Origin of the sequence: Paenibacillus sp. VTT E-133280 (assembly GCF_002264385.1) — a bacterium.
GTDB classification, from domain to species: domain Bacteria; phylum Bacillota; class Bacilli; order Paenibacillales; family Paenibacillaceae; genus Paenibacillus_AQ; species Paenibacillus_AQ nitricinens.
The window spans coordinates 12,005-35,588 of the sequence record NZ_NFUX01000062.1 but is presented as its reverse complement, the minus strand read 5'-3'; the positions used below and the strand labels follow the sequence as shown (position 1 = coordinate 35,588).

Genomic DNA, 23,584 nt, shown 5'->3' with positions numbered 1-23,584 from the left:
AGCTTGTCTTCATGGATATGAAAGATAAGTTAGGATGTGGCCGGTAGCAGCCGTTATCTGTACGAGTGTCGCGCTAAGCTTCTGAACCGTAAGGTGAGAGAAGTGCAGGTTTATTTTTCATTGGCGCGAAACAAAGGTGGTACCGCGAAAGAATGGCCTTTCGTCCTTTGAGACGAGGGGTCTTTTTGTTTTTTAGAAACCAACTACAAGTAACCAAGTGGAGGTATCAGAGAATGGCTGACCCAAACAATCTAACAGCGGCAGAGGCTGCCGCTGCAAATGATTCTAAGAATGAAATGCCAACCACGTATGATCCGAAATCGGCAGAAACCAAGTGGTATTCCTACTGGACAGAGGGTGGATATTTCCGTGCAGGCGGGCGTCCAGATGCAAAAGCATACAGCATTGTAATCCCGCCACCAAACGTAACGGGAATGCTGCACATTGGTCATGCGCTTGATTTTACGCTTCAGGATATCCTGATTCGTACGAAACGGATGCAGGGCTTCGACACGTTGTGGCTACCAGGTACGGACCATGCCGGTATCGCAACGCAGACAAAGGTAGAGCAAAAGCTGCGTGAGCAGGGGATTTCTAGACATGATCTCGGCCGCGAGAAGTTCCTGGAGCAGGTGTGGGAGTGGAAAGATAAATATGCGAACACCATTCATGAGCAGTGGGCTAAGATGGGGCTTTCCCTTGACTATTCCCGCGAACGTTTTACCCTGGATGAAGGGTTATCGAAAGCTGTACGCGAGGTATTCGTTAAGCTCTATAATAAAGGCCTGATCTACCGCGGCAAACGTATTATCAACTGGGATCCGGCGGCTCGTACAGCATTGTCGGATATCGAGGTTGAATATAAAGAAGTTAATGGTCACTTGTATCACCTGCGTTACCCGCTCAAAGACGGTAGCGGATTTATCACAGTGGCGACTACACGTCCGGAGACGATGCTGGGTGATACAGCGGTTGCTGTTCATCCGGAAGACGATCGTTACAAAGATCTAATCGGCAAAACGTTGATCCTGCCGATTATTGGCCGTGAGATTCCGATTATCGCTGATGATTATGTAGACAAAGAGTTTGGTAGTGGTGCGGTTAAGATTACACCCGCTCATGATCCGAATGACTTCGAAATGGGTCAACGTCACAACTTACCGCAGATTAACGTAATGGATGAGAGCGGTACGATGAATGAAGAAGCAGGACCTTACCAAGGTCAAGACCGGAGTGTATGTCGTAAGGCCATTACTGCTGACCTGAAGGAGCAAGGCGTCCTGATCAATATCGAAGATCATGTGCATCAAGTAGGACACAGTGAGCGCTCTGGAGCGGTTGTTGAGCCGTACTTGTCTACACAATGGTTCGTAAAGATGCAGCCGCTGGCTGAAGCTGCCATCAATGCACAGAAGGATGGGAACGGGGTTAACTTCGTACCGGACCGTTTCGAGAGAACTTACCTGAACTGGATCGAGAACGTACGTGATTGGTGTATTTCCCGTCAGCTGTGGTGGGGACATCGTATTCCAGCATGGTATTCCGAGTCTACTGGTGAATTGGTTGTAGCGAATGATGAGGAAGAAGCGCGCCGGATCAGTGGCTTAACCGACTTGAAACAGGACGAAGATGTACTGGATACCTGGTTCAGCTCTAATCTGTGGCCTTTTGCCACACTAGGATGGCCGGATGAGGACAGTGCGGATTTCAAACGCTACTACCCGAACGATGTGCTCGTAACGGGCTACGATATTATTTATTTCTGGGTAGCACGGATGATCTTCTCTGCCCTCGAATTCACCGGAGAAAAACCATTCTCAGATGTATTGATGCATGGTTTGGTAAGGGATTCTGAAGGTCAAAAAATGTCCAAATCGCTCGGAAACGGTGTAGACCCCCTTGAAGTCATCGAGAAGTATGGCGCAGATGCAATGCGCTACATGATTTCTACCGGAAGCACAGCTGGACAGGATCTCCGCTTCCGCTGGGAAAAGGTTGAGCAGGCGCGTAATTTCGCCAATAAGATCTGGAATGCATCACGCTTCGCGCTGATGAATTTGGAAGGCGTAAGCTTTGAGAATATTGACATTTCGGGTGAGCTAAGTACTGCTGATCGCTGGATTTTGCACCGTCTGAACGAAACTTCTCGTGAGATTACGCGTCTAATTGACTCGTACGAGTTCGGTGAGACCGGTCGCCAGCTGTACAACTTCATTTGGGACGATCTATGTGACTGGTATATTGAGTTCGCGAAGCTGTCACTTTACGGATCAGATGCCGCGGCCAAAGCGAAGACACAGTCTGTACTTGCCTATGTACTAGACCGCACAATGCGCTTGATCCATCCGTTTATGCCGTTTATTTCGGAAGAAATATGGCAGCATCTTCCGCATGAAGGGGAGACGATTACGCTGGCTGCATGGCCGGAGTATGATGCGGCTCTGGAGAATCCGCAAGCCGTAGCGGAAATGAACCTGCTGATGGATGTAATCCGGGCCGTTCGTAATATCCGGGCTGAAGTGAATGTGCCGATGAGCAAAAAGGTTGAATTGATCATCAAAGCGGGTAATGAAGAGACGCTGAGTATTATCACCCGTAACGACAACTATATTGGACGCTTCTGTAATACGTCTTCCTTCGAAGCTGGCCTGAATCCAGAAACGCCGGATAAGGTAATGTCCGCTGTAGTAACAGGAGCGGAACTGCTTCTGCCATTGTCGGGACTCATTGATATTGAACAAGAAATCGCTCGTCTGGAAAAAGAAGTACAGGCGCTGAACAGCGAAGTAGAACGCGTAGAGAAAAAACTGAGCAATCAAGGCTTCGTGGCCAAAGCTCCTGCTAAAGTTATCGAAGAGGAACGGGCGAAACAGGCAGATTATTCTGCTAAGCGTGAGAAAGTACTTGCCCGCATCGTAGAGCTGAGAGGATAAGAGACATGGATGACCTAAATCGGGGCGGAAGTACCGCCCCTCTTGCGACATACACCGAAGCGGTTGCTTGGATCAAGAGCCTAATCCCTTTTGGGATAAGGCCAGGTTTAGATAGAATCGAGATGTTGATGGACAAGCTTGGGAATCCGCACCGTCGTCTGAAGTTTATTCATGTGGCGGGTACGAATGGCAAAGGTTCAACTTGTGCTTTTTTGACTAGTGCACTTATACAAAGCGGCTATTCAGTAGGCACCTTTACATCTCCGTATATTACAAAGTTCACGAACAGGTTCCAATATAATAATACGGACATCTCTGAAGAAACGCTTGTCGAGCTGGTTAACCAATTACGTCCACTAGTCCAAGAAATTTCGGAAACGGAGTTTGGCTCACCTACGATGTTCGAGGTAACTACAGCTGTGGCCATTCTATTTTTTGCGGGCGTCTCTTGTCCTGATGTTGTCGTATGGGAGACCGGGCTTGGGGGAAGGCTGGATGTAACGAACATCGTGACTCCGATTGTTTCTGTGATTACTAATGTTGGTCATGATCACATGGATATTTTGGGAGATACGCTAGAGAAGATTGCCATGGAGAAAGCCGGAATTATCAAGACGGGCGTACCTGTTGTTAGCTGCGTAACTCAGCCGGAAGTCGTGGCAGTTCTGAAAGAGAAAGCAGCGGCTTGCCGCTCTACGCTTTATCTTGCCGGAGAAGATTTTAGCTATAAGGCTAATGAAATCCGTGAGGATGTGCAGACTTTTCATTTTAAGGGTCCCTTTCGTTCGCTTGAACTTGGGATCGTAATGAAAGGCGAGCACCAGATTAGTAATGCGGCAGCTGCCATGATGGTACTTGAGGTTCTGCGTCAGTATATGGCCTTTATGCTTGAGGATGAAGATGTGCTTGAAGGTTTGCGCCACGCATTTTGGGCTGGAAGACTGGAAGAGGTAAGCAAGTCTCCAAGGATCGTACTGGATGGAGCACATAATCCGGAAGGTGCGGAGAGTCTTGCAAAAAGTCTGCCTCAGCTCTACCAATACGGTAAATTAAATTTACTTATGGGAATGCTGTCAAATAAGCATCATGAATCCTACTTTAAGCATATACTGCCTATAGTGGATACGCTCATCCTGACCGAACCGGATTTCCAGAACAAAATGGACGCGGAGAATCTGCAAGTTATCGCAGAAAGTCTGCGGGAGAAATATGCCAAGGAAAACTTGGCAATCATAGTAGAACATAATTGGGGAAAAGCGCTGCAGCTACTGAAGTCGATTACAGCGGAGGATGACCTTGCCGTCGTATCTGGTACGCTGTATTTAATCTCTGACGTACGCGGTACACTTTTGCAGCAACCCGATACTGAAAAAGGCTGGTGACGACTGTTGGATACTACTGAACGTGTGCATTTTATAGGGATCGGCGGCTACGGAATGAGCGCGATTGCCCGGGTAATGCTAGAAATGGGATATACAGTTACGGGCTCCGATGTGGCTGCCCAGGAATTAACGGAAAAATTGATTGCTAAAGGTGCCAAGATTTATATCGGGCATACAGCAGAACAAGTAAAAGGTGCGGATCTAGTCGTATACTCTACGGCTTTGTCTAGTGATAACGTGGAATGGGTGGAAGCTGAGCGTCTTAAGATTCCCATTCTGCATCGTTCGCAAATGTTAGCCCGTTTATTGAATGAACGTAAAGGGGTAGCCGTTGCTGGTGCACACGGAAAAACTACTACCTCCTCCATGATTGCACTTGTGATGGAAGAGTGTGATGTTGATCCAACGTATATTATCGGCGGAGAAATTATGAACGTGGGTACGAATGCAAAGGCGGGACAAGGTGAGTTTGTAGTAGCGGAAGCAGATGAGAGCGATGGCTCTTTCCTGCACTATCACCCTTGGCTTGGGATCGTTACGAATGTTGAAGCGGATCACTTAGAAAATTACGACGGGGACTTTAACCGTCTTAAGGCTGCATACGTACAGTTCATGAACCAAACTCGCGAAGATGGAACGGCTATAGTATGCGCTGACGACGAGAATGTGATTTCTCTTTTACCTGAAGTAACAGGTAAGGTAATTACTTATGGCATCAAGTCGAACACTGCAGATTATATTGCCACTGATATTATTCTAGGCGATCGTCAAGTATCGTACACGATGAATCATAATGGAGAAGTGCTTGGACGGATTGAACTCTCAGTTCCCGGACAGTACAATCTTTATAATTCAATGGCAGCGGTAATCGCCTGTTTGAAATCAGGGGTTTCTTTTGAGAAAATTGCTGAAGCGATTGTGAAATTTCATGGTGCGAAGCGCCGTTTTCAAGTGCTCGGAGAAGTCAATGACATTCTGGTCATTGATGATTATGCGCATCACCCTACAGAGATTCAGGCAACGATCAGTGCTGCCAAGGCAACAGGGAAACGGATTATTGCGGTATTCCAGCCTCAGCGCTATACACGTACTTTCTTCCTGTTAGATGCTTTCAGCCGTGCCTTTAGCGAAGCCGACGAAGTCATCATCACTGATATTTACTCTCCGGCTGGAGAGAAACAAATCGAAGGTGTTACTTCTGCGAAGCTGGTTGAGCTAATCGTTAAGAACAGTAATGCGGGCGCGAGACATCTGCCAACTAAAGAAGATGTGCTTGCTGATCTGACCCCTCGTATTGCTCCAGGTGATCTGGTGATTACGATGGGCGCAGGCGATATCTGGAAGGTCGGATACGCACTGGCGGACGGTTTGAAGAAGAAGCATTAAGTTTACAAATTGAGGCAAATTCGAGGATATTTATATTCTCTATTCAATAGCACTTCCCCAAAATTCCGTTCAGATAATCCTTGTGTTTATCTGAACGGAACTTAGAGGGAAGTGTTTTTTTGGTATTGTTAACGTATTTACTGATATAGTTATAAAGTGCTATAGTGCTGGTTGAAGAGGATTGAATTTTTAACATATATTTGTGGAGATATTTTCGCATAGGTGGTGACGTATGAGCTCCCTGTTTGAAATTAGAACACTGATTTATTTGTTTATTTTCGGAAATTTATTTATATTGCTGCTTATCACCAATTATCGGAGTACTGCTGTTAAAGATACAGCCTCCACCTTGTTCATCCGATCAAAGGAAGTGCAGCTACTCTTTTGGTGTTCGATTTTATTATGGGATTATCTCCCTCATGCGTTGTCCATTCCGCTTAGCAATGCTCTGATCCTTGGAGGGTGCTGTCTAGAAATTACAGCGTTACTGCTGATGATGGGAGTATTGGGGCCAAGAATAAAGCGATATTACATCATCCTTTCGGTATTGAGCACCATTAGTTTTAGTATCATCGCATTATTTTTTAATCATTCCAACTTGCGCATTGCTTGTACTTCACTTTGGTCTATCCTATTTATAGTTTATCCAGCTTATCATCTAACTGTGAATAAAAAGGCTACCCCTCTTCAAAAAATATTAGGCGTATTATTTTATGTATTTGCAGCGATTATGCTGATGCGGGCGCTTGTTGCATTGATTTGGGAGCCTGAAATGAATGTGTTCTCAATAAATCTTACGCAATATTTGTATTATTTGGGGATGTATTTATTATTTATCGTAGGGGCTGCCGGTTTTATTCTTCTCTCCAATGAGCATTCCTTCGTCAAACTAAAAAGAATAGCCAGTTATGATGATTTAACAGGGATCCTAAACCGTGGAGCATTTCTTCAGGAAGCGGAGATAAAGCTTGAAAAGGCATTTCGAGCACAGGAGTACTTCTCGTTTTTACTATTGGATTTGGATTATTTTAAAAAGGTCAACGATACTTATGGTCATGATACCGGTGACATTGTGCTGGAAGACTTCGCATCGACGATTAAAGATAATCTCGGAAATGGAGATTTGTTTGGCAGACTAGGGGGCGAGGAATTCGCAGTCATACTCTGTGGGGCAGATGAGCAAAGCTGCGATCAGAAAGCTGAAGCGCTTCGTGAGGCGATAATGAATACTTCCACTAATAAGGTTCAACAGGGGTACACAGTTAGTATAGGTGTAATTACGATCATGCCTGATCAGGAGATCTCGATAAATAAGTTGTACAAGCTAAGCGACAAGGCATTATATCAGGCCAAACAAGAGGGAAGAAATAGAGTCATCAGATACCGATATGTATACTGAGAGTCAGGAATACTAGGGGAGGTGAACTTCACTTATATGCATCTGGATCTCCAGACACTGCTGGTGTGTCTCTTTTTGTGGCAATCGTTCACGGTACTGCTTATCGTGGTGTATCGTTTGCGGTATGCGCAGGAACAGACTTCTTCATTGTTTATCACAGCAAAATATTTGCAACTAGCAGCCTTGATCCTCATATTACTGAAGGATGTTATAGATACACCACTTAGTCTACCGATCATAGCACTTCTTGCTCTGGCTGGGGGCACGCTCGAAAGCTTGGCGCTTCTAATGCTTCTCAGAGTATTCGGGAGCAAGGTGGAGCGATATTATTCTATATTATTCGGAGTATCCATTCTCGTTGTGGTGCTTATGTATTTGTTGATGCCAGAGGATCCGCTCGTTATTCCAGTCGCTTGTCTGGCCGGAGTTCTGATTATAGCCTATCCTGCTTATATACTATGTCTGAAGGTCATGGAGACTTCGCTGCAAATAATAATGGGACTGCTATATGGTCTTGTCATCTTATCGTTGGCGGGTAGAGCTTTGGAACCGCTGTATTCTGTATTAGGAATCAATACACAGGTTGCACAATTTCTTGATTTATTCTTTTATCTCGGGATTTATTTGTATATGTTTCTAGGAACCGCGGGAATGATGCTGCTTTATAGAGAGGATTCCTTTGCAGAAATGGAGCGGGTAGCAACTTATGATGAGTTGACCGGAATTTTGAATCGCAGGTCGTTCGTTCTGCGTGCTCAGCCTTTAATAGCTGCTTCAGCCATGAAGAAGCTGCCCTATTCTTTTTTACTGCTGGATGTCGATCACTTTAAGAGCATAAATGATAATTACGGCCATAATACAGGGGACCAAGTACTGACTGATTTGGCGTCTAAAATAGAGCAACAGCTTGGACATGGTGATCTAGTCGGAAGATTTGGGGGAGAAGAGTTCGCAGTACTCCTGCACAGAGCCGATGAGAAGAGTAGTGATGTTATTGCTGAAGGAATGCGCACAGCTGTTATTGGTTCAATGATTCATGGCGTACCGCTGCACTACACGATAAGTATTGGAGTCATCACGATAGAATCGGGCGAACGTTTGTCTCTAAATAATCTCTACAAACTTTGTGATAATGCATTGTATAAAGCTAAGAGAAAGGGCCGGAACTGCGTTGTTAGAAGCTACGAAATATAAAAGTGTCTTTCTTTCGTCATTAGATGAGGAAGACGCTTTTTTTGTTTGCATAGGGAATAGTTCAGAATACCTAACAAGTTTAAAATTTCAGAATAGAAAATTCATGTTCGTGTATTACTGGGAAAATAGTTTTTTTGCTTTAATCTTCAAAAAAATGGCGATTTATATAGGTTTATCGCAATGATTTCCGAATAAAGTATGAAAATATATAAAAAATTTAAAGGTTTCCCTATAAATCGACAAAAATTTTATGTGAAATGAGTTACTATTGAACTGCATCTAAAGTTGCAGTGATAAGTAGAGAGGATTTATATAAAAAATTCAAGGAGCCAGAGTCATGCGAGAAAGAATGCTGTTCCTTTCAGCTCAGAATCAAAGCGCAGAGGATCTAGAAGGAGAAATGAGAACAGGGAGTATTCTCGAGATTTTGCTAGGGAAATTTGATATTGATTTGCTGACCTATGCCAGTACGCTCAAGGATATATCTACAAATGATGGAACTGCACTAAAGGTTCATTACATTAACGGGTGCATTACCTCGTGGAGATCTATGCTACGTCCCTTACATATATTACAGAATTTCACTAATCGGAGTCATGCGGAAAAAGACATGAAGAGTACAATCATGGAACTTTGTAGATCGAATAATTACAGACACGTGTTTATATCGCATAGCTTGCTGGGAAATTGCATTGATATGGTTCGTAATCTGCTTCCTGAGGCCAGTGTTATTACAGATACGTATCGTTTTGAGAGCGGGCTTGCTGTTGGAAAAGAAATTGGGAAGCCGAGCAGCAGTAATCCTTATTATAAACTAAATGAGGCTTTGGTTCGGCGGAATAAGCGAAGACTAATGAATAAAACGGGTGTTCTCTTGGCAACCTCGGAATGGGATGCCCTTTCATTCAAATCTCTATCCTTTGCGGATGCCCGTAAAGTGCATGTTGTTCCTCATTTCATAAAAATGAATGAATATGACACTTTTACTGAGCCTGTTGCAAAAGAAAATTCAATGGTTCTGCACTGGAATATGAACACCAGACAGGGGATTAAGGCTGCTCAAAGCTTCTTTAAGAAAAGCTACCCTTTGATTAAAGAACAAGTGCCTGATATCAAGTGTTACATTACCAGCCCTGAGGTTCATACGGATGTGTTGACGCTTATAAAGGATGATGTATCGGTCATTATCACTGGACCTTTGAAACCGTCTGCTGATTATATACGTCGTGCTAAAGCGGTTCTTGTGCCTATCCTTGAAGGTTGTGAAGTCTCCAGAAACATTCTGGAATCATGGGCACTCAAAACGCCGGTGGTTACTAGTTCTACAGTATGCGAGCGATTGAACTGTGAGCATAACCGTAATATTTTGCTTGCTAATACCTCAGTTGATGTTGTTGCTAGCGTAATAACATTGTTAAAGAATCCTGAGATAGCAACGATTATTGCTGATCGGGCGCATCGCACATTGTTGAAGGACTACGAAGTGAATTATGTGAAGAATAAGATTCTTAGTCTTGTGTAAAAGGTGCGCCAGAGAAGGCTCTGCCTGCAGTATATAAATAACCCGCGAGGACTTTTTAGAGTCCTGCGCGGGTTATTTCGTTCTTGTATGATTTTACAGCAGGTTGCGGCGTAATTCTTCTGGAGATTTCGGAGATAACATTCCAAGTGGAATATCGAATACTGTACGTGCTCCGCTCTGTCCTTGTTGACTCATACGCTGAGCGGCTCTGGCATAGGCCACGAGAACACTGGCTGTAAATTCTGGATTGCTCTCCAGCTTCAGGCCGAATTCAACAATCTGCTTCGTGCCTTCCCCTGTTACACCACTACGAATAACAAATCCACCATGCGGAATACCGCTATGTTCAGCAGCTAGTTCTTCTTCAGTGATGAAAGTAACCGTAGTGTCATAATCAGCAAAATAGTTCGGCATATTCACGATTTCTTCGCGAATGCGTTCTTGATCTGCCCCTGCCTCAGCCACTACAAAACACTCTCTAAGGTGTTTTTGGCGAGTGGTAAGCTCTGGTGTTTCGCCAGCGCGAATGGCCTCAATAACCTCTTGTACTGGAACGGTATATTGTACACCGGCTTTAACTCCATCTACTCTGCGGATCGCATCGGAGTGGCCTTGGCTAACGCCTTTGCCCCAGAAGGTGTATTCTTTACCTTGTGGAAGAATGGCTTCTGCGAGCAGACGATTCATTGAGAATAAGCCTGGATCCCAACCAGTAGAAATTACGCTGAGTGTTCCGCCTTGTTTAGCTGCGGCGTCAACGGTCTCGTAGAACTCGGGGATTTTGGCATGTGTATCAAAGCTGTCCACGGTATTAAACATCCGGGCAATGGCCGGTGTTTGTTCTGGCAGATCGGTAGCCGATCCTCCGCATAGAATCATAACATCCACTTTACCCTTATATTGTTCGACGGCAGAGATGTGCTCGAACTTCACACCGGCTTCTCCGGCTTCCAGTTGCCCAGGTTCTCTGCGCGTAAAGATCGCAACTAGCTCAATATCTTCACTTTGGTTGATAGCTTTACGTACACCTTTGCCTAAGTTTCCGTAGCCTACAATAGCTGCTTGAATTTTTTGTTTCAGAAGAAGCCCTCCTAATCAGTAGTGAACTAAAGCATCATTTCTAGTTTACCTAGTATAGTGTACACTTTTAGCTCTTTTTATATAGTATATAAAAGGTACATGTAATGTAAACTGAATCTGCATAATCTTTCATAATTCCTATGGCATAAAAATAGCATATCTCTCTATTGTCTATCATATATTTACTTATAGATTAGATGAGGTGAGGTGTAACTGTTGAATAACGGAAGAATGACATTCCGATTTGACGTGAACAAGGACGAGCCTAAACCAAAGCCTAAAGTGGTGGAGCGCTGGTCAAATGGCGGGTTGGGCACAGCTGAAGAGTACGCTGAAGGACTGCGTAAAGAGGTGGGTCCAGCACAGCAAACGTGGCTTTATGAGCCTGATTTTCGTTCTACGCATGAGGCACCACCGGAAGATTCCTATGACTATTACTCGGGTACTGTAGATCCGCGGCAGGAAGAATGGGACGAACAGGATAAGGATTTTAAATATACACAGCAATCGTATCTTCTGTCAGATATGGTTTCGGATAGCAGAGATGAATTAGAAAATGTATCCACGGGCAATTATGGAGGCTCCTATCATACTCGGCGTCCTTCGTATTGGTGGAAGTTAGCTCTTTCTGTTACAGGAGCGATCGGTACAGGGGTTCTGCTTGGTTATGCTGCACTTTCTTTTTTTTACGGAGGGAATATGGACAGCAACGCTGGAAATGGGACAGCAGATATGGCGGCTACTTCGGTTCAGTCTAGTGGAGCTAAAGATCATGCAGGTGTAGGTACATCTGGTTTACCAGTGGCGGGTACTGAAAATGCCGGGAAGAACACCATCCCAGTTCAAGTAGCCGCGCAAAGCTATTATCTGTTGCAGTACGGAGTATTCAGTACACCTGCAGGCGCTGAAGAGGCTCGCCAGGAGCTGCTAACCGCCGGATTGGCAGCGGGTATGGATCCTGCCGACGGCAATCGTGTGTACGCTGGAATGTCATCCGACCGTGAACAGGCCAAGCTACTAAGCAGCGGACTAAAGAATCAGGGGATTGAGCTGTATGTGAGAGAGGTGGCACTTCCCGGGGCAGAACAGCTTGTCTATACCGGTAATGCAGAGGAAGTGAAGAACTATTTCTCCGTGAGCGGGCAGCTGCTCAGTGAACTAAGCAGTCAATCTGCTTCTTTACTAAGCGCTGGCCAAACAAGTACGACAGCAAATACCCCCGCTATGAGTGATCTCCACCTGCAATGGAGTGAAGCAGTAAAAGTGCTGGAACAAGGCGTATCTCCTGAAGCCAAAATTATTTGCGCAGCGTTAGAGAAATCAATGAGCCAAGGGATATCTGCATGGAGTGAATATAACAAGAACAAGGCTCAGGGCCTGCTTTGGGAAGTGCAAGAATCAATGCTGAGCTTTTTGACTAGCCAAAAACAGCTGTTAACTTCAATGAATTAATTGATAAATTGTTGACTTTCAAAACAGCAAGCCTCCAGATGTGGGGGCTTGCTGTTTTGGTGCGCCAATGGATACGGAGGATGGTATCGCTCCGCAACTTTTAGTGCAAATGGTGGTAAACATTACCGTAAGGGATTTTACGTTTGTATTGATCACAATTTCACCGTATAATAATTAGGGTGTCAAAAAATGGCGAGGGAAGACTGAGATGAAGAAGAAAAATGTAGGAACACTGCTGTTATTTCTAATTCTAGGCTGGCTGGCTGGAGCCTGGATCGCCAAGCTGCTGCAGCCGGTAAAGGCTCTTTCTTTTCTAACAACATCGACTGTGCTTAAGTGGTCTCCGCGAGCCGATTTGGACATCATAACCTATGACATCACTATTCATTTGAAATTGTGCATGCTAAGTCTCGTTGGTATTATTACAGCTGTATGGCTGTACCGAAGACTGTAACTCTCGTTACTGATCAAGAAGGGACGTTTACAACGTGGACAACTCACAACACATTATTTTAGCCTCAGGTTCACCGCGTCGACGAGAGCTTTTGTCATTACTGGGCTTGCCTTTTGAGGTCATTACCAGCGAAGCTGACGAAAGCACACCACCGGACTTTACGCCGGAGCAAATTGTGCGCAGTTTGGCTCTGCGAAAAGCAGAGGCCGTAGTGGCTGCAGCAGGAGCGCGTAACACAGTAATCGTTGGTAGTGATACGATTGTTGTACTAGATGACACTGTACTAGGCAAACCGGTGGACGAGCTGGATAGTAAATCGATGCTTACCAGACTTCAGGGCCGGAATCATAAGGTATACACGGGTGTAGCCTGCATTGGACTTCCGCATGGAAAGACTATAGTGGAGCACCGTGTTACTTCCGTAACGATGAGAGCAATGACTGAGGATGAAATTATTGCTTATATAGCTACGGGAGAGCCCGCTGATAAGGCTGGCTCTTATGCGATACAAGGGCTTGGCTCCACCTTGGTGGAACGAATTGAAGGCTGTTATTTTAATGTTGTCGGATTGCCGCTGTCGCTTCTTGGCGAAATGCTGTCCGAGTTCGGTATAACTGTATTGAACCGGTAGGAAGCTTGGGAAAGAGGGATAGGGATGGAGTCGCAATCAGTAATGCTGCGGGACCTCCCCCATGAAGAACGACCAAGAGAGCGCATGATGCATTATGGGGCGGAATCATTAAGTCAAGCGGAGTTGTTAGCCATTCTGCTGCGTACGGGAACACGCCGTGAATCGGCTATTCATATTGCACAGCAGATGCTGGGGAAAATCGGTGGCCTGCGTGGGCTAGTTGACCTTAGCATCGAAGAACTGACCGAAATCAAAGGTATCGGCCCTGCCAAGGCCGTGCAACTAAAAGCAGGCATCGAACTTGGGAGGCGCCTCGCGAACTCCAGGTTTAACATGCCGGTCATTATCCGTTGTCCTGAGGACGCTGCGGAGATTCTGACCGAGCAATTGCGTTATTTGCAGAAGGAGCATTTTGTCTGCTTATTTCTGAATACGAAGAATCACGTAATTGGACAAGAAACGTTGTCTATGGGCAGTCTTAATGCTTCGATTGTTCATCCTCGTGAGGTATTCCGAGCAGCAATAAAATGTAGTAGTGCCTCTATCATATGCGCACATAATCATCCTAGTGGTGATCCAACGCCAAGTCCGGAGGATATCTCCTTGACCTCAAGACTGCTTCAGGCAGGCGAGATTGTCGGGATTGACGTGTTAGATCATCTAATTATCGGTGATAGCAGCTTTGTGAGCTTGAAAGAAAAAGGACATATGTAATATAAATGTGAAGATTTACTTAGGAAAAGGAGAATTAGCATGTTGGGTAGTTTTACGAAAGATTTAGGAATTGACTTGGGGACAGCGAATACGCTTGTCTATGTACGCGGTAAGGGGATCGTTGTAAGAGAGCCTTCCGTTGTAGCCATTAACACTGACACTAAGACGATTGAAGCCGTGGGTGAATCCGCTAAGAAGATGATTGGTCGTACACCGGGAAACATCCGTGCGATCCGTCCGATGAAGGATGGCGTTATCGCTGATTTTGACACCACGGCTACGATGATAAAATATTTTATTCGTCAAGCACAGAAACAACGTTCTATGTTCCAACGTCACCCTAATGTAATGGTCTGCGTACCATCCGGCATTACTGCTGTAGAGCAACGTGCCGTAGAAGATGCTACTAGACAAGCTGGTGCTCGCGAAGCTTACATTATCGAGGAACCTTTTGCTGCAGCGATTGGTGCAGATCTACCGGTATGGGAGCCAACAGGAAGTATGGTTGTTGATATCGGCGGAGGTACCACTGAAGTTGCTGTAATTTCACTCGGCGGTATTGTTACTAGTCGTTCCGTACGTGTTGCGGGTGATGAAGCGGATGAGTCCATCATTCAGTACATCAAACGTCAGTACAATCTGATGATTGGTGAACGTACTTCGGAACAGCTTAAAATGGATGTAGGTTCTGCATTGCCACTTGAGAAAGCTGAGACTATGGAAATTCGCGGACGCGATCTCGTTACAGGTCTGCCAAAGACGCTTACAATTACTTCTGATGAGATCTGTGAAGCATTGTCCGATACAGTGAATTCTATTATTGAAGCTGTTAAAGTAACCTTGGAAAAATGTCCGCCGGAGCTCGCAGCAGATATTATGGATCGCGGGATTGTCTTGACAGGTGGAGGAGCCTTGCTTCGTAACCTGGATAAACTGCTTGCGCGTGAAACTGGAATGCCAGTTATTGTCGCTGAGAACCCTCTGGATTGTGTAGCTATTGGAACAGGAAAGGCGCTTGAAAATATTCATTTGTTCAAGAGTCGCAGCAGTTCCAGTCTTCGCTCTAAGAGATAAGCCTATGTATTGCCACTTGTGTACGTCAACCCCTGTTATGGGAGAAATACTGTTGTTAGAGGGTGTTGAAACTGTTTAAACTCTTAAGCAATAAACGTCTGTTTATTCTGTTGATTACACTGGTGCTGTTCATTGTGGTGATGGGCTTCAGCTTGGCATCAAGGAGTTCCTTGTCCTGGCCGGAGAATTTTCTTAGAGATACTACTGGTTTCGTGCAAAAAATGTTCTACAAGCCCGCTGGATATGTAGCGGGCTTGTTTGAAGATATCGGAAATCTGAAAGATCTTTCTAAGGAAAATGAGCAGCTGAAGATTCTAGCCGCCCAATATGCACGTGATAAAGCGCAATACAATTTCATTCAGGTAGAAAATGAGCAATTGAAGGAACAGTTGAAGTTCACAAAAGCTCAGGAGGAATTGTATAAATATCAATACCATATTGCGCAGGTGGTTAGCCAGACTACAGAACCTAGTAATAGTACGATTGTAATCGATTTAGGCGCCAAAGATGGCGTGAGACCAAATATGTCTGTGATTTCGGTGGATGGTTTGGTGGGTGTGATTAGTCAAGTCAGCAATTTCACCTCTACGGTGAAGCTGATGACCATGATGGATACGAATGACCCTAATTCTCAGCCGCCAATTGCGGCAACCGCTATTACCAAAGAGGGCAAAACCTTTGGTATGATTGAAAGCTATGATCCGAAGACAAACAAGTTATTGATGAACAAGATCCCGCCAGGTGATCCTATCGCGCCGAAGGACGTTATCGTTTCTTCCGGTATTGGGGGATTGTATCCACGGGGGTTGACCATCGGTACGGTTGAAAGTGTTGAGGTTGGTGAATTTGGATTAACCTCCACAGCAGTGATTAAGCCTTCAGCAGAATTTCAAGACTGGAAGCAGCTGATTGTTGTTTTTACGGAGGAGCGTGCTGAATAGTGAATATGCGCAGATCTGTTCTTGTTCTGTTATTGTTCCTCTTGTTTATTCTGGAGGGAACCATTCTGCCTTGGCTGATTCCAGATGTTTGGCAGATGCGAATTATTCCGAATCTAGTGTTCGTTGTACTATTGTTCGTGGCTGTATATCATCATCGTCATACAGCGCTTATACTGGGTCTAACTTTCGGAATATTACATGATGTGGTTTTCTATGGCAGAATTCTAGGAGCACATTCTTTTGCGATGGGTCTGTCGGCTTATTTAATCGGCCTTCTGTTTCAGATTCCGCGTGCTCCACTGCCTCTTATGATGACTGTGATTCTGCTCGGAAGCTTGCTAGAGGATAGTGTGTTATTTGGTATTTATAGTGTATTCAATCTAAATCAGGAGCCCTATAGCTGGGCGATTTTGAATCATATGCTGCCAACGATGCTCTTTCATTTTGCTATTGCTCTGATCCTCTACATACCGTTACGACGCCAGCTTGAGCTGATCAAGAAAGAGAAGAGTACGGAAGAAGCGGCATAAAGAAGCTTCTATTTTCTTTCTTTATAAAGCAGGAATTTAAGGGGCCCGGCACGAATGAATGAGGATAGGGGGCCAGGCATATGACAGTAAAATCCAAGCATGTAAGGATTAAGGGCATCAAGGATGGCCTGATATTCCTGCTAGACGACAAGTGTCCCTTCGAAGATCTTCTGAGCGAGCTTCGCTATAAGCTGGAGCACAGCCATCAAAATATTTTGACTGGACCGATTGTCCATGTAGATATTAAGCTGGGCAATCGTCCCGTAACTGAGGAAGATAAGGAAGCTGTGCTGGAGATTCTGAAGGGACAGGGAAATCTACTGATTCGTTCCATAGAGGCGCTTCCAGTGCCCGGCAGTGAGGATAATGACGCGTTGTTTCTAATGAGCGGGATTCTTCGTTCCGGCCAGGTGCTGCACCATGATGGAAATCTTTTATATCTGGGGGATGTGAACCCAGGAGGAACCATTACCTGTTCAGGCGATATCTATATTCTAGGATCACTTAGAGGTATGGCGCATGCTGGAGTAGATGGAAATGAAGAGGCGATTATCGCTGCTTCATTAATGTCTCCAACACAACTGCGAATTGCTGATATTATCAGTCGTCCTCCCGATGAGTGGGAAACCCGAGAAAGCAGTATGGAGTTTGCATATTTAATGAACGGAGCTATGCAAATCGATAAAATTCATAATTTAGTCAAAGTACGTCAGGATTTAAATGTGTTTAAAGGGGTGTAGCCTCCATGGGAGAAGCGATAGTCGTAACCTCGGGCAAAGGCGGAGTTGGCAAAACAACCACAACAGCCAATATTGGAACCGCACTTGCACTGCAGGGTAAAAAAGTATGTCTCGTCGATACCGACATTGGACTGCGTAATCTGGATGTAGTAATGGGGCTTGAGAATCGTATTATTTATGATCTTGTGGATGTAGCGGAGGGGCGTTGTCGCCTAAATCAAGCACTCGTTAAAGACAAACGCTTTGATGAGTTGTATATGTTGCCCGCAGCTCAAACGAAGGATAAAACGTCCGTCACTCCTGAACAAGTAAAAGATATTATTCTGGAACTGAAGAAGGAATATGAATATATTTTGATTGATTGTCCAGCAGGGATTGAACATGGCTTCCGCAATGCGATTGCCGGTGCGGATAAAGCGATCGTGGTTACCACACCAGAGCATGCTGCTGTGCGGGATGCCGATCGTATTATCGGACTGCTTGAACAGTCGCATGTGGAATCGCCAAAGCTGGTGGTAAATCGTATTCGCCCAGGTCTTGTAAAGTCTGGGGATATGCTTGATATTGAGGATATTTTACAGGTGCTGAATATTGATCTTATCGGAATTGTTCCAGACGATGAACTGGTCATTAAAGCCGCAAATAGTGGAGAGCCTACAGTTATGAATCCCGATTCGTCAGCAGCTATTGCCTACCGCAATATTGCACGTCGAATTTTAGGTGATGCTGTGCCGCTAATGCAGCTTGATCGGAAACCGGGAGCATTTAAGAAATTTAAGAAATTTTTCGGTATGGCTTAATTTTGCACCAAGCAATCTTACTATAGAAGCATTAACGATCCCACCACTAGAGAAATCTATGGGTGGGATTTATTTTTTATTGGCAATTAAGTGCTCTACCCTGGGTGGGCTTGTTCTAAAGAGACTTCCGTGCTTCATAAAATGGAAGTAAAACAAGCCCGTCCGGAGGGATAAATATGGATCTCAAATCAGATATCAAGAATCGCCGCAAGGAGCGTATTCGTAGTTTGCTGGAGGAAATCCCGGATATAGAAACCGCGGAGGTGCCTCCGTTACTCGTTATGCCTGAAAAGAGTACGAGCTTCAAGGAGTGGGGTACGGGATTTAAGCGGAATGAGGAGCAATCATCTATAGAGCCTGATCCAGAAGTGATGTGGAAAGAGAGACGTGGGGGCTGGGAGGAACCAGGAGGAGGAGGTTCTAAATTTTCTTCCGGTTTTATTCGAAGGGTTATAGCCAGTGTGCTTGTGTTTGGAGCGGTGTGGGGAGTTTTTGCAGTTCACCAGCCATGGTCCTATAAAGTCCAAGCCTTTATTAGTGATAACTTGAGTAATGATATGGATTTCACAGCAGTGCGGGTCTGGTATGAGGACAATTTTAATGGTGCACCGGCGTTCATACCGATATTTGGTGACAAAGACGAACCTGCTCAAAAGGCAGCAGCCCAACATGAGCTTAGTGCTCCGGTAGCTGGAAGCATTGTGGAGCCATTTGCTTCCACGCTAAAAGGTGTAGAAATTATGCCTCAAATCGATTCAACCTCAAATGTGACGGTGAAGAGTATAGACATGGGACGTGTTCTTTCTATCTCCAAAGAATTGAATGGTGGCATACGGATTGCGGTTCAACATTCTGGAGGAATAACAGCAGAATACGGACATTTAAATGGCACTAAACTGGAGATTGATGACTGGATTCAGAGTGGAGATGAACTCGGGTGGATGCTGGAGAAAGAGGGCTCCTCAGCTCCAACGCTATTTTTTGCAGTGATGAAAGACAAGACTTATATTGATCCTACAGAAGTGGTATCGTTTGATTAGGATCTTAGGGATCGATCTGTCACTACATCCATTGTTCGTAATCATTATGTTGTTTTCTGTACTCACAGGACAATTTCTGGAGCTCATTACTTTATTTACGATCGTCCTCATTCATGAAATAGGACATGTGGTGGCTGCCCTTTTAGTTGGCGTTACAGTTAAATCGGTTCAGCTTCTTCCGTTTGGCGGAGTTGCGGTGATTGAGGATCATGGGCGGCTCACCGCTAGTCGTGAGATTGGCATTGCACTTGCCGGTCCGCTGCAAAATGGAATCATGATTGTTATGGCTCTTGGGCTTCAGCAAGCAGGTTATGGTAATCAGGAATTTTTAATCTATTTCATAAATGCCAATGCCATTATTGCGCTCTTTAATCTTTTGCCTGTTCTGCCACTTGACGGAGGCAAAGTACTTCAGGCTACAGTTAGTTTATTTCTTCCTTATTATTATACTTTGCTATGGAGCGGGCGAGTGAGCGTTGCTGCAAGCATTTTTGTGATTGTTTATGCGCTATTGCCTCTTGGAACGGGCGGAGGCTTGAGGCTGAATATGGTTATGATCGGTGCTTTTTTACTGTATTCAAATCTCACGGATCATCGGAATTTACCGTACCGATTCGTTGCATTTTTGATGAATAGGGAGGCAGTTTATGAGTATCATTTGCGGACAGGAAGTGTGGCTCGTCCAATTGTTGCTTTATCTGCGAAACCTTTAGATGCTATATTGCGTCTATTTAAACGTAATCAATATCATTTTATCTACGTATTAAACGGCGAAGGAAATGTTGTTGCTGTTGTGCCGGAACAGCGCTTAATATCTACCTACTTCGGAATGTAGTGTAATTATGCAGAACGTTAGAAGGGATGAATGAATGAACGAAACCAGAGGTGAAGCCATGAAACAGATGATCGTTCACTGCACGCAGCACATTACCCGAATGGCTCTTCTGGAGAACGGAAGGCTTGTGGAGTACGCGGCTGAACGCGATCAGCAGCAAGGGCTGGTCGGAAGTTATTATAAAGGCCGTGTGATTAACGTACTTCCAGGTATGCAGGCTGCTTTTGTTGACATTGGACAGAAGAAGAATGCTTTTTTATATGTTGATGATGTATTGCACCCTCATTTGGATAGACAGCCGGATGTGAAGCCTTCTATAGAGACGCTTTTGCAGCCGGGTCAGGATATTGTTGTACAAGTAAGAAAAGAGCCTAGTGGAGGCAAAGGTGCGCGTGTAACGACCCATTATACATTGCCCGGTCGCTGGATGGTGTACATGCCTTTTGCCGATTATGTTGGGGTATCCAAAAAAATAAGCCGCGATGCAGAACGTAGCCGGCTCAAAGGAATTGGTGAACGTCTGAGAATGAAAGAAGAGGGGGTTATTATGCGGACCGTCTCTCAGGATGAGCCGCATGAAGCAGTGGAAGGTGATCTTTCATTTTTACGTGCGCAATGGGATAACATTACACGTCGGGCACAAACAGCAGAAGCCCCAGCTCTATTGCATCGTGATCTTAGTATTGTTCAGCGCTTTATAAGAGATGCTTTTAATCCACAGCGTGATCAGTTGATTATAGATTCTCCAGTTGCAGTTAAGGAAGCCAAAGCATTTCTGGATGACATGGCGCCGGATGGGTACAAGCCTGTGAGTTTATATAATGGACCGGAGTCCATTTTTACAGCTTATGGGGTGCAGGAACAGCTGCACAAGAGCTTCAGCCGCAAGATCACGCTGGAGGGCGGAGCGACAATGATCTGGGATGAGACGGAGGCGCTCACCGTTATTGACGTAAACACCGCGCAATATATTGGAGGAGCATCGCTTGAAGAGACGGTGACGAATACGAATTTGCTTGCAGCAGAGGAAATAGGTCGTCTGATCCGTTTACGAGATACGGGCGGAATTATTATCGTTGATTTTATTGATATGGAAGAAGAAATACACCGTAAAATGGTTACCGAGCGTCTGGAGAAAGTGATCTGCAAGGATCGAACCAAAACCCATATTCTCGGTTGGACAAGACTTGGACTCCTCGAGATGACCCGGAAGAAGGCAAGACATGATTCAGCCAGCTTCGCACCTATCCTTTGTCAGTGCTGCGGAGGGACTGGGAAAGTTGGAGAATGGATGGAATGAGTTGACGATGGGCGATAAGTATGATAATATCTTCAAGTATGTGTTTGATTCATTCGATTCCTGCACATGCTGTAACCGCTCCGATCGGGTACATAAGTGCAGTTCCCACGGGAATCTGCCACCTAGACTAGGCGAGTCTGAGACATGAGGAGGTGCAAGTAAAATGTATGCAATTATCGAAACTGGCGGTAAACAATACAAAGTCCAAGAGGGCGATGTTTTGTTCATTGAGAAGTTGGAAGCTGAAGACGGCGCAAGTGTAACTTTTGACCGTGTATTGGCTGTTTCTAACGAAGGTGGTCTGACTGCAGGAACTCCGCTCGTAAGCGGCGCGTCTGTAACAGCTAAAGTCGAGAAACATGGTAAAGGCGCTAAGGTTGTAGTTTACAAATACAAACCTAAGAAGAACTACCACAAGAAACAAGGCCATCGTCAACCGTACACGAAAGTAACTATCGAGAAGATTCAAGCGTAAGAAGGTGCGTGGAATGATTAACGTACGGATTACACGATCTTCGGATCTAGGAACTATCGTTGGCTTTGAGGTAAAAGGGCACGCGGGTTATGCCAAGCGTGGCGAAGATATCGTATGTGCCGGAGTTTCGGCCGTAACGGTTGGAACCGTCAATTCGATTGAGACTTTGACCGGAATCTCCATGGATACGTCCATGAAGAACGGATTCCTAAGTGGAACATTAAGTTCCATTGATGATTTCGATACTTCCGCGAAGGTGCAATTGCTGCTTGAATCCATGGTCGTGATGCTAAATGATATCGCAGAATCATACGGAAAGTATCTTCAAATAGAGCAAGTGAATATTTAAAGAAGGAGGTTGACAACATGTTGAAATTGAATCTTCAATTGTTCGCATCGAAAAAAGGTGTAGGTTCCACAAAAAACGGACGGGATTCCCATTCCAAACGTCTTGGCGTGAAACGTGCTGACGGTCAAGCAGTAACCGGCGGTAACATCTTGGTTCGTCAACGCGGAACAAAAATTCACCCAGGCACTAACGTAGGCATCGGTAAAGATGATACGTTGTTCGCATTGGTGGATGGCGTAGTGAAGTTCGAACGTTGGGGCCGCGATCGCAAAAAAGTGAGCGTATACCCAGTTGATGTCGCTCCGGTAGCAGCGGCACTGGAAGCGTAAGCTTACGGAACCATATTTGCATGTAGAAGCCTCCGGCATGAGTGCCGGAGGCTTTTTTGTAGAATATTCAGAAGTGTTTGTGGATACCTCTTTGAGCACTTTAGAAATGTATACCTTCAGAGTTTTAAGAAAGCATAAACATCCTTAGACATATGTGAAATCTCACGGTTATCTCTGGTGAACTACAGGGAACTGCTGTGTTATACTAGGAAATGGTAATTGATGAGGATAATAATCTAAACGAAGTCATGAATTTTGCGAACTGAGGGACGGGGAGAAAGAATGAAATCCTGGAAAAGTGCAATCTGGGCAGTCATGTTATCCGTAATGCTTCCTTTAGGACTCGTGTATTGGCATACCTCCCTTTTGACGTGTCTGTTGCTTGGAATTTGGGTAGCAGCAATAGTTGCTTTCAGTTTGATTTGGAATCAGCGTCATTGGGAACGGGAACTGCGTATACAAGAGAACACTCTGCAACAGGCGGCGATTCGGACACTGAATCATCATCGTCATGATTGGATGAATGATTTGCAGATTCTTTACGGATATATTCAGCTTGGAAAGCCTGATAAATCCGTGGAGTGTGTGGAAAGAATAAAGGAACGCATAGCGCTTGATAGTCGTATCGCTAAGCTGGGCATTCCTTCATTGGTCTTCTATATCCAATCTTTCCGAACTTACCGGACTAGTCTGGAACTGGAAGTTCAAGTGGAGGAAGGATTGCAACTGGAGGAGAAGCTAAACCGGGAAGCAGGAGATGAGCTGACTTCAGTGATCATGCAGACCGTACGAGCTTATCAATATAACGGACTGGCTCCTCAGGGTGAAACGCGCAAGCTGCGTCTTGGCTTTATTCAGGATGGAGGAGACATTCTTATCTCCTTCGAAGGTGAGGGAGAGCATGGAAATCCCGAGCAGCTCAAAGGGCAAATTTATAATATAGTACAAGGGAAAATCATGAAAGCGGAGCAGTTTAAGCCCAGCAAGGCTTATGTAGAGCTGCGTTTGCCGCTTGAGATGTGAG

23 protein-coding genes and 2 other annotated features (1 of these 25 only partly in view) are annotated in these 23,584 nt (G+C 45.0%); of the genes, 22 read left to right on the top strand and 1 reads right to left on the bottom strand.

Annotated features, from left to right (window positions below; translation table 11 throughout):
- Positions 1 to 171, top strand: a binding site (T-box leader); it begins 113 nt to the left of the window's first position.
- A 62-nt stretch (positions 172 to 233) separates the two neighbouring features.
- The 6 genes from CA600_RS23240 to CA600_RS23215 all read left to right on the top strand — a co-directional run bounded on the left by CA600_RS23240 (position 234) and on the right by CA600_RS23215 (position 9,816).
- Positions 234 to 2,933, top strand: coding sequence for a valine--tRNA ligase (locus tag CA600_RS23240; protein WP_094873229.1), 2,700 nt, complete (start codon positions 234 to 236; stop codon positions 2,931 to 2,933).
- Positions 2,934 to 2,938: 5 nt separating this feature from the next.
- On the top strand, positions 2,939 to 4,315 hold the full coding sequence (locus CA600_RS23235; protein WP_094873228.1) for a bifunctional folylpolyglutamate synthase/dihydrofolate synthase: 1,377 nt from the start codon (positions 2,939 to 2,941) through the stop codon (positions 4,313 to 4,315).
- Positions 4,316 to 4,321: 6 nt separating this feature from the next.
- Positions 4,322 to 5,701 carry a UDP-N-acetylmuramate--L-alanine ligase gene (gene murC, locus CA600_RS23230; RefSeq protein WP_094873226.1) on the top strand — a complete coding sequence of 460 codons (1,380 nt, stop codon included), beginning with the start codon at positions 4,322 to 4,324 and terminating at the stop codon, positions 5,699 to 5,701.
- A 232-nt stretch (positions 5,702 to 5,933) separates the two neighbouring features.
- Complete coding sequence (locus tag CA600_RS23225; RefSeq protein ID WP_094873225.1) at positions 5,934 to 7,100, top strand: GGDEF domain-containing protein; 1,167 nt, start codon at positions 5,934 to 5,936, stop codon at positions 7,098 to 7,100.
- A gap of 36 nt (positions 7,101 to 7,136) precedes the next feature.
- On the top strand, positions 7,137 to 8,294 hold the full coding sequence (locus CA600_RS23220) for a GGDEF domain-containing protein (protein WP_094873223.1): 1,158 nt from the start codon (positions 7,137 to 7,139) through the stop codon (positions 8,292 to 8,294).
- A gap of 337 nt (positions 8,295 to 8,631) precedes the next feature.
- Positions 8,632 to 9,816, top strand: a complete 1,185-nt coding sequence (locus tag CA600_RS23215) for a glycosyltransferase (RefSeq protein WP_094873222.1) — start codon at positions 8,632 to 8,634, stop codon at positions 9,814 to 9,816.
- Positions 9,817 to 9,909: 93 nt separating this feature from the next.
- On the opposite strand, the gene CA600_RS23210 is transcribed toward CA600_RS23215, so the two are convergent.
- Positions 9,910 to 10,896, bottom strand: coding sequence for a diaminopimelate dehydrogenase (locus tag CA600_RS23210; protein ID WP_094873220.1), 987 nt, complete (start codon positions 10,894 to 10,896; stop codon positions 9,910 to 9,912).
- A gap of 216 nt (positions 10,897 to 11,112) precedes the next feature.
- Here CA600_RS23210 and CA600_RS23205 point away from each other — a divergent pair, with 216 nt between their 5' ends.
- The 16 genes from CA600_RS23205 to CA600_RS23130 all read left to right on the top strand — a co-directional run bounded on the left by CA600_RS23205 (position 11,113) and on the right by CA600_RS23130 (position 23,583).
- Positions 11,113 to 12,348, top strand: coding sequence for an SPOR domain-containing protein (locus CA600_RS23205; protein ID WP_094873219.1), 1,236 nt, complete (start codon positions 11,113 to 11,115; stop codon positions 12,346 to 12,348).
- A 208-nt stretch (positions 12,349 to 12,556) separates the two neighbouring features.
- A complete protein-coding gene (locus CA600_RS23200) occupies positions 12,557 to 12,802 on the top strand; it encodes a DUF4321 domain-containing protein (RefSeq protein WP_042191180.1) in 246 nt (81 codons plus the stop codon).
- A 34-nt stretch (positions 12,803 to 12,836) separates the two neighbouring features.
- Positions 12,837 to 13,433 carry a Maf family protein gene (locus CA600_RS23195; RefSeq protein WP_094873218.1) on the top strand — a complete coding sequence of 199 codons (597 nt, stop codon included), beginning with the start codon at positions 12,837 to 12,839 and terminating at the stop codon, positions 13,431 to 13,433.
- A 24-nt stretch (positions 13,434 to 13,457) separates the two neighbouring features.
- Positions 13,458 to 14,147: a RadC family protein gene (gene radC / locus CA600_RS23190; RefSeq protein WP_042191176.1), complete on the top strand. Its 690-nt coding sequence runs from the start codon at positions 13,458 to 13,460 to the stop codon at positions 14,145 to 14,147.
- 39 nt (positions 14,148 to 14,186) lie between these two features.
- Entirely contained in the window at positions 14,187 to 15,221 is a 1,035-nt protein-coding gene (locus CA600_RS23185) for a rod shape-determining protein (protein ID WP_042130579.1), read from the top strand.
- 62 nt (positions 15,222 to 15,283) lie between these two features.
- Positions 15,284 to 16,162, top strand: coding sequence for a rod shape-determining protein MreC (gene mreC / locus CA600_RS23180; protein WP_094873216.1), 879 nt, complete (start codon positions 15,284 to 15,286; stop codon positions 16,160 to 16,162).
- A complete protein-coding gene (gene mreD / locus CA600_RS23175) occupies positions 16,162 to 16,692 on the top strand; it encodes a rod shape-determining protein MreD (RefSeq protein ID WP_094873215.1) in 531 nt (176 codons plus the stop codon). The genes mreC and mreD overlap by 1 nt, the downstream gene beginning before the upstream one ends.
- Positions 16,693 to 16,772: 80 nt before the next feature.
- Positions 16,773 to 17,432 carry a septum site-determining protein MinC gene (gene minC, locus CA600_RS23170; protein ID WP_094873214.1) on the top strand — a complete coding sequence of 220 codons (660 nt, stop codon included), beginning with the start codon at positions 16,773 to 16,775 and terminating at the stop codon, positions 17,430 to 17,432.
- A 5-nt stretch (positions 17,433 to 17,437) separates the two neighbouring features.
- Complete coding sequence (minD, locus tag CA600_RS23165) at positions 17,438 to 18,232, top strand: septum site-determining protein MinD (RefSeq protein WP_042130573.1); 795 nt, start codon at positions 17,438 to 17,440, stop codon at positions 18,230 to 18,232.
- Positions 18,233 to 18,408: 176 nt separating this feature from the next.
- Positions 18,409 to 19,272 (top strand): M23 family metallopeptidase, encoded by an 864-nt coding sequence (locus CA600_RS23160; protein ID WP_094873213.1) that lies wholly within the window; start codon positions 18,409 to 18,411, stop codon positions 19,270 to 19,272.
- A complete protein-coding gene (locus CA600_RS23155) occupies positions 19,265 to 20,107 on the top strand; it encodes a M50 family metallopeptidase (RefSeq protein WP_094873212.1) in 843 nt (280 codons plus the stop codon). The genes CA600_RS23160 and CA600_RS23155 overlap by 8 nt, the downstream gene beginning before the upstream one ends.
- Positions 20,108 to 20,165: 58 nt before the next feature.
- The gene (locus CA600_RS23150; protein ID WP_042194404.1) at positions 20,166 to 21,407 is read left to right on the top strand and encodes an Rne/Rng family ribonuclease; all 1,242 of its coding nucleotides are present in this window, start codon (positions 20,166 to 20,168) and stop codon (positions 21,405 to 21,407) included.
- Between the two features lie 63 nt (positions 21,408 to 21,470).
- Positions 21,471 to 21,556, top strand: a sequence feature (ribosomal protein L21 leader region).
- A 14-nt stretch (positions 21,557 to 21,570) separates the two neighbouring features.
- Positions 21,571 to 21,882: a 50S ribosomal protein L21 gene (rplU, locus tag CA600_RS23145; RefSeq protein ID WP_042130566.1), complete on the top strand. Its 312-nt coding sequence runs from the start codon at positions 21,571 to 21,573 to the stop codon at positions 21,880 to 21,882.
- A 13-nt stretch (positions 21,883 to 21,895) separates the two neighbouring features.
- Complete coding sequence (locus CA600_RS23140) at positions 21,896 to 22,231, top strand: ribosomal-processing cysteine protease Prp (RefSeq protein WP_042130565.1); 336 nt, start codon at positions 21,896 to 21,898, stop codon at positions 22,229 to 22,231.
- A 17-nt stretch (positions 22,232 to 22,248) separates the two neighbouring features.
- A complete protein-coding gene (rpmA, locus tag CA600_RS23135; RefSeq protein ID WP_042130564.1) occupies positions 22,249 to 22,560 on the top strand; it encodes a 50S ribosomal protein L27 in 312 nt (103 codons plus the stop codon).
- A gap of 282 nt (positions 22,561 to 22,842) precedes the next feature.
- Positions 22,843 to 23,583: a Spo0B domain-containing protein gene (locus CA600_RS23130; RefSeq protein WP_094873210.1), complete on the top strand. Its 741-nt coding sequence runs from the start codon at positions 22,843 to 22,845 to the stop codon at positions 23,581 to 23,583.
- The last annotated feature ends 1 nt before the right edge of the window (position 23,584 follow it).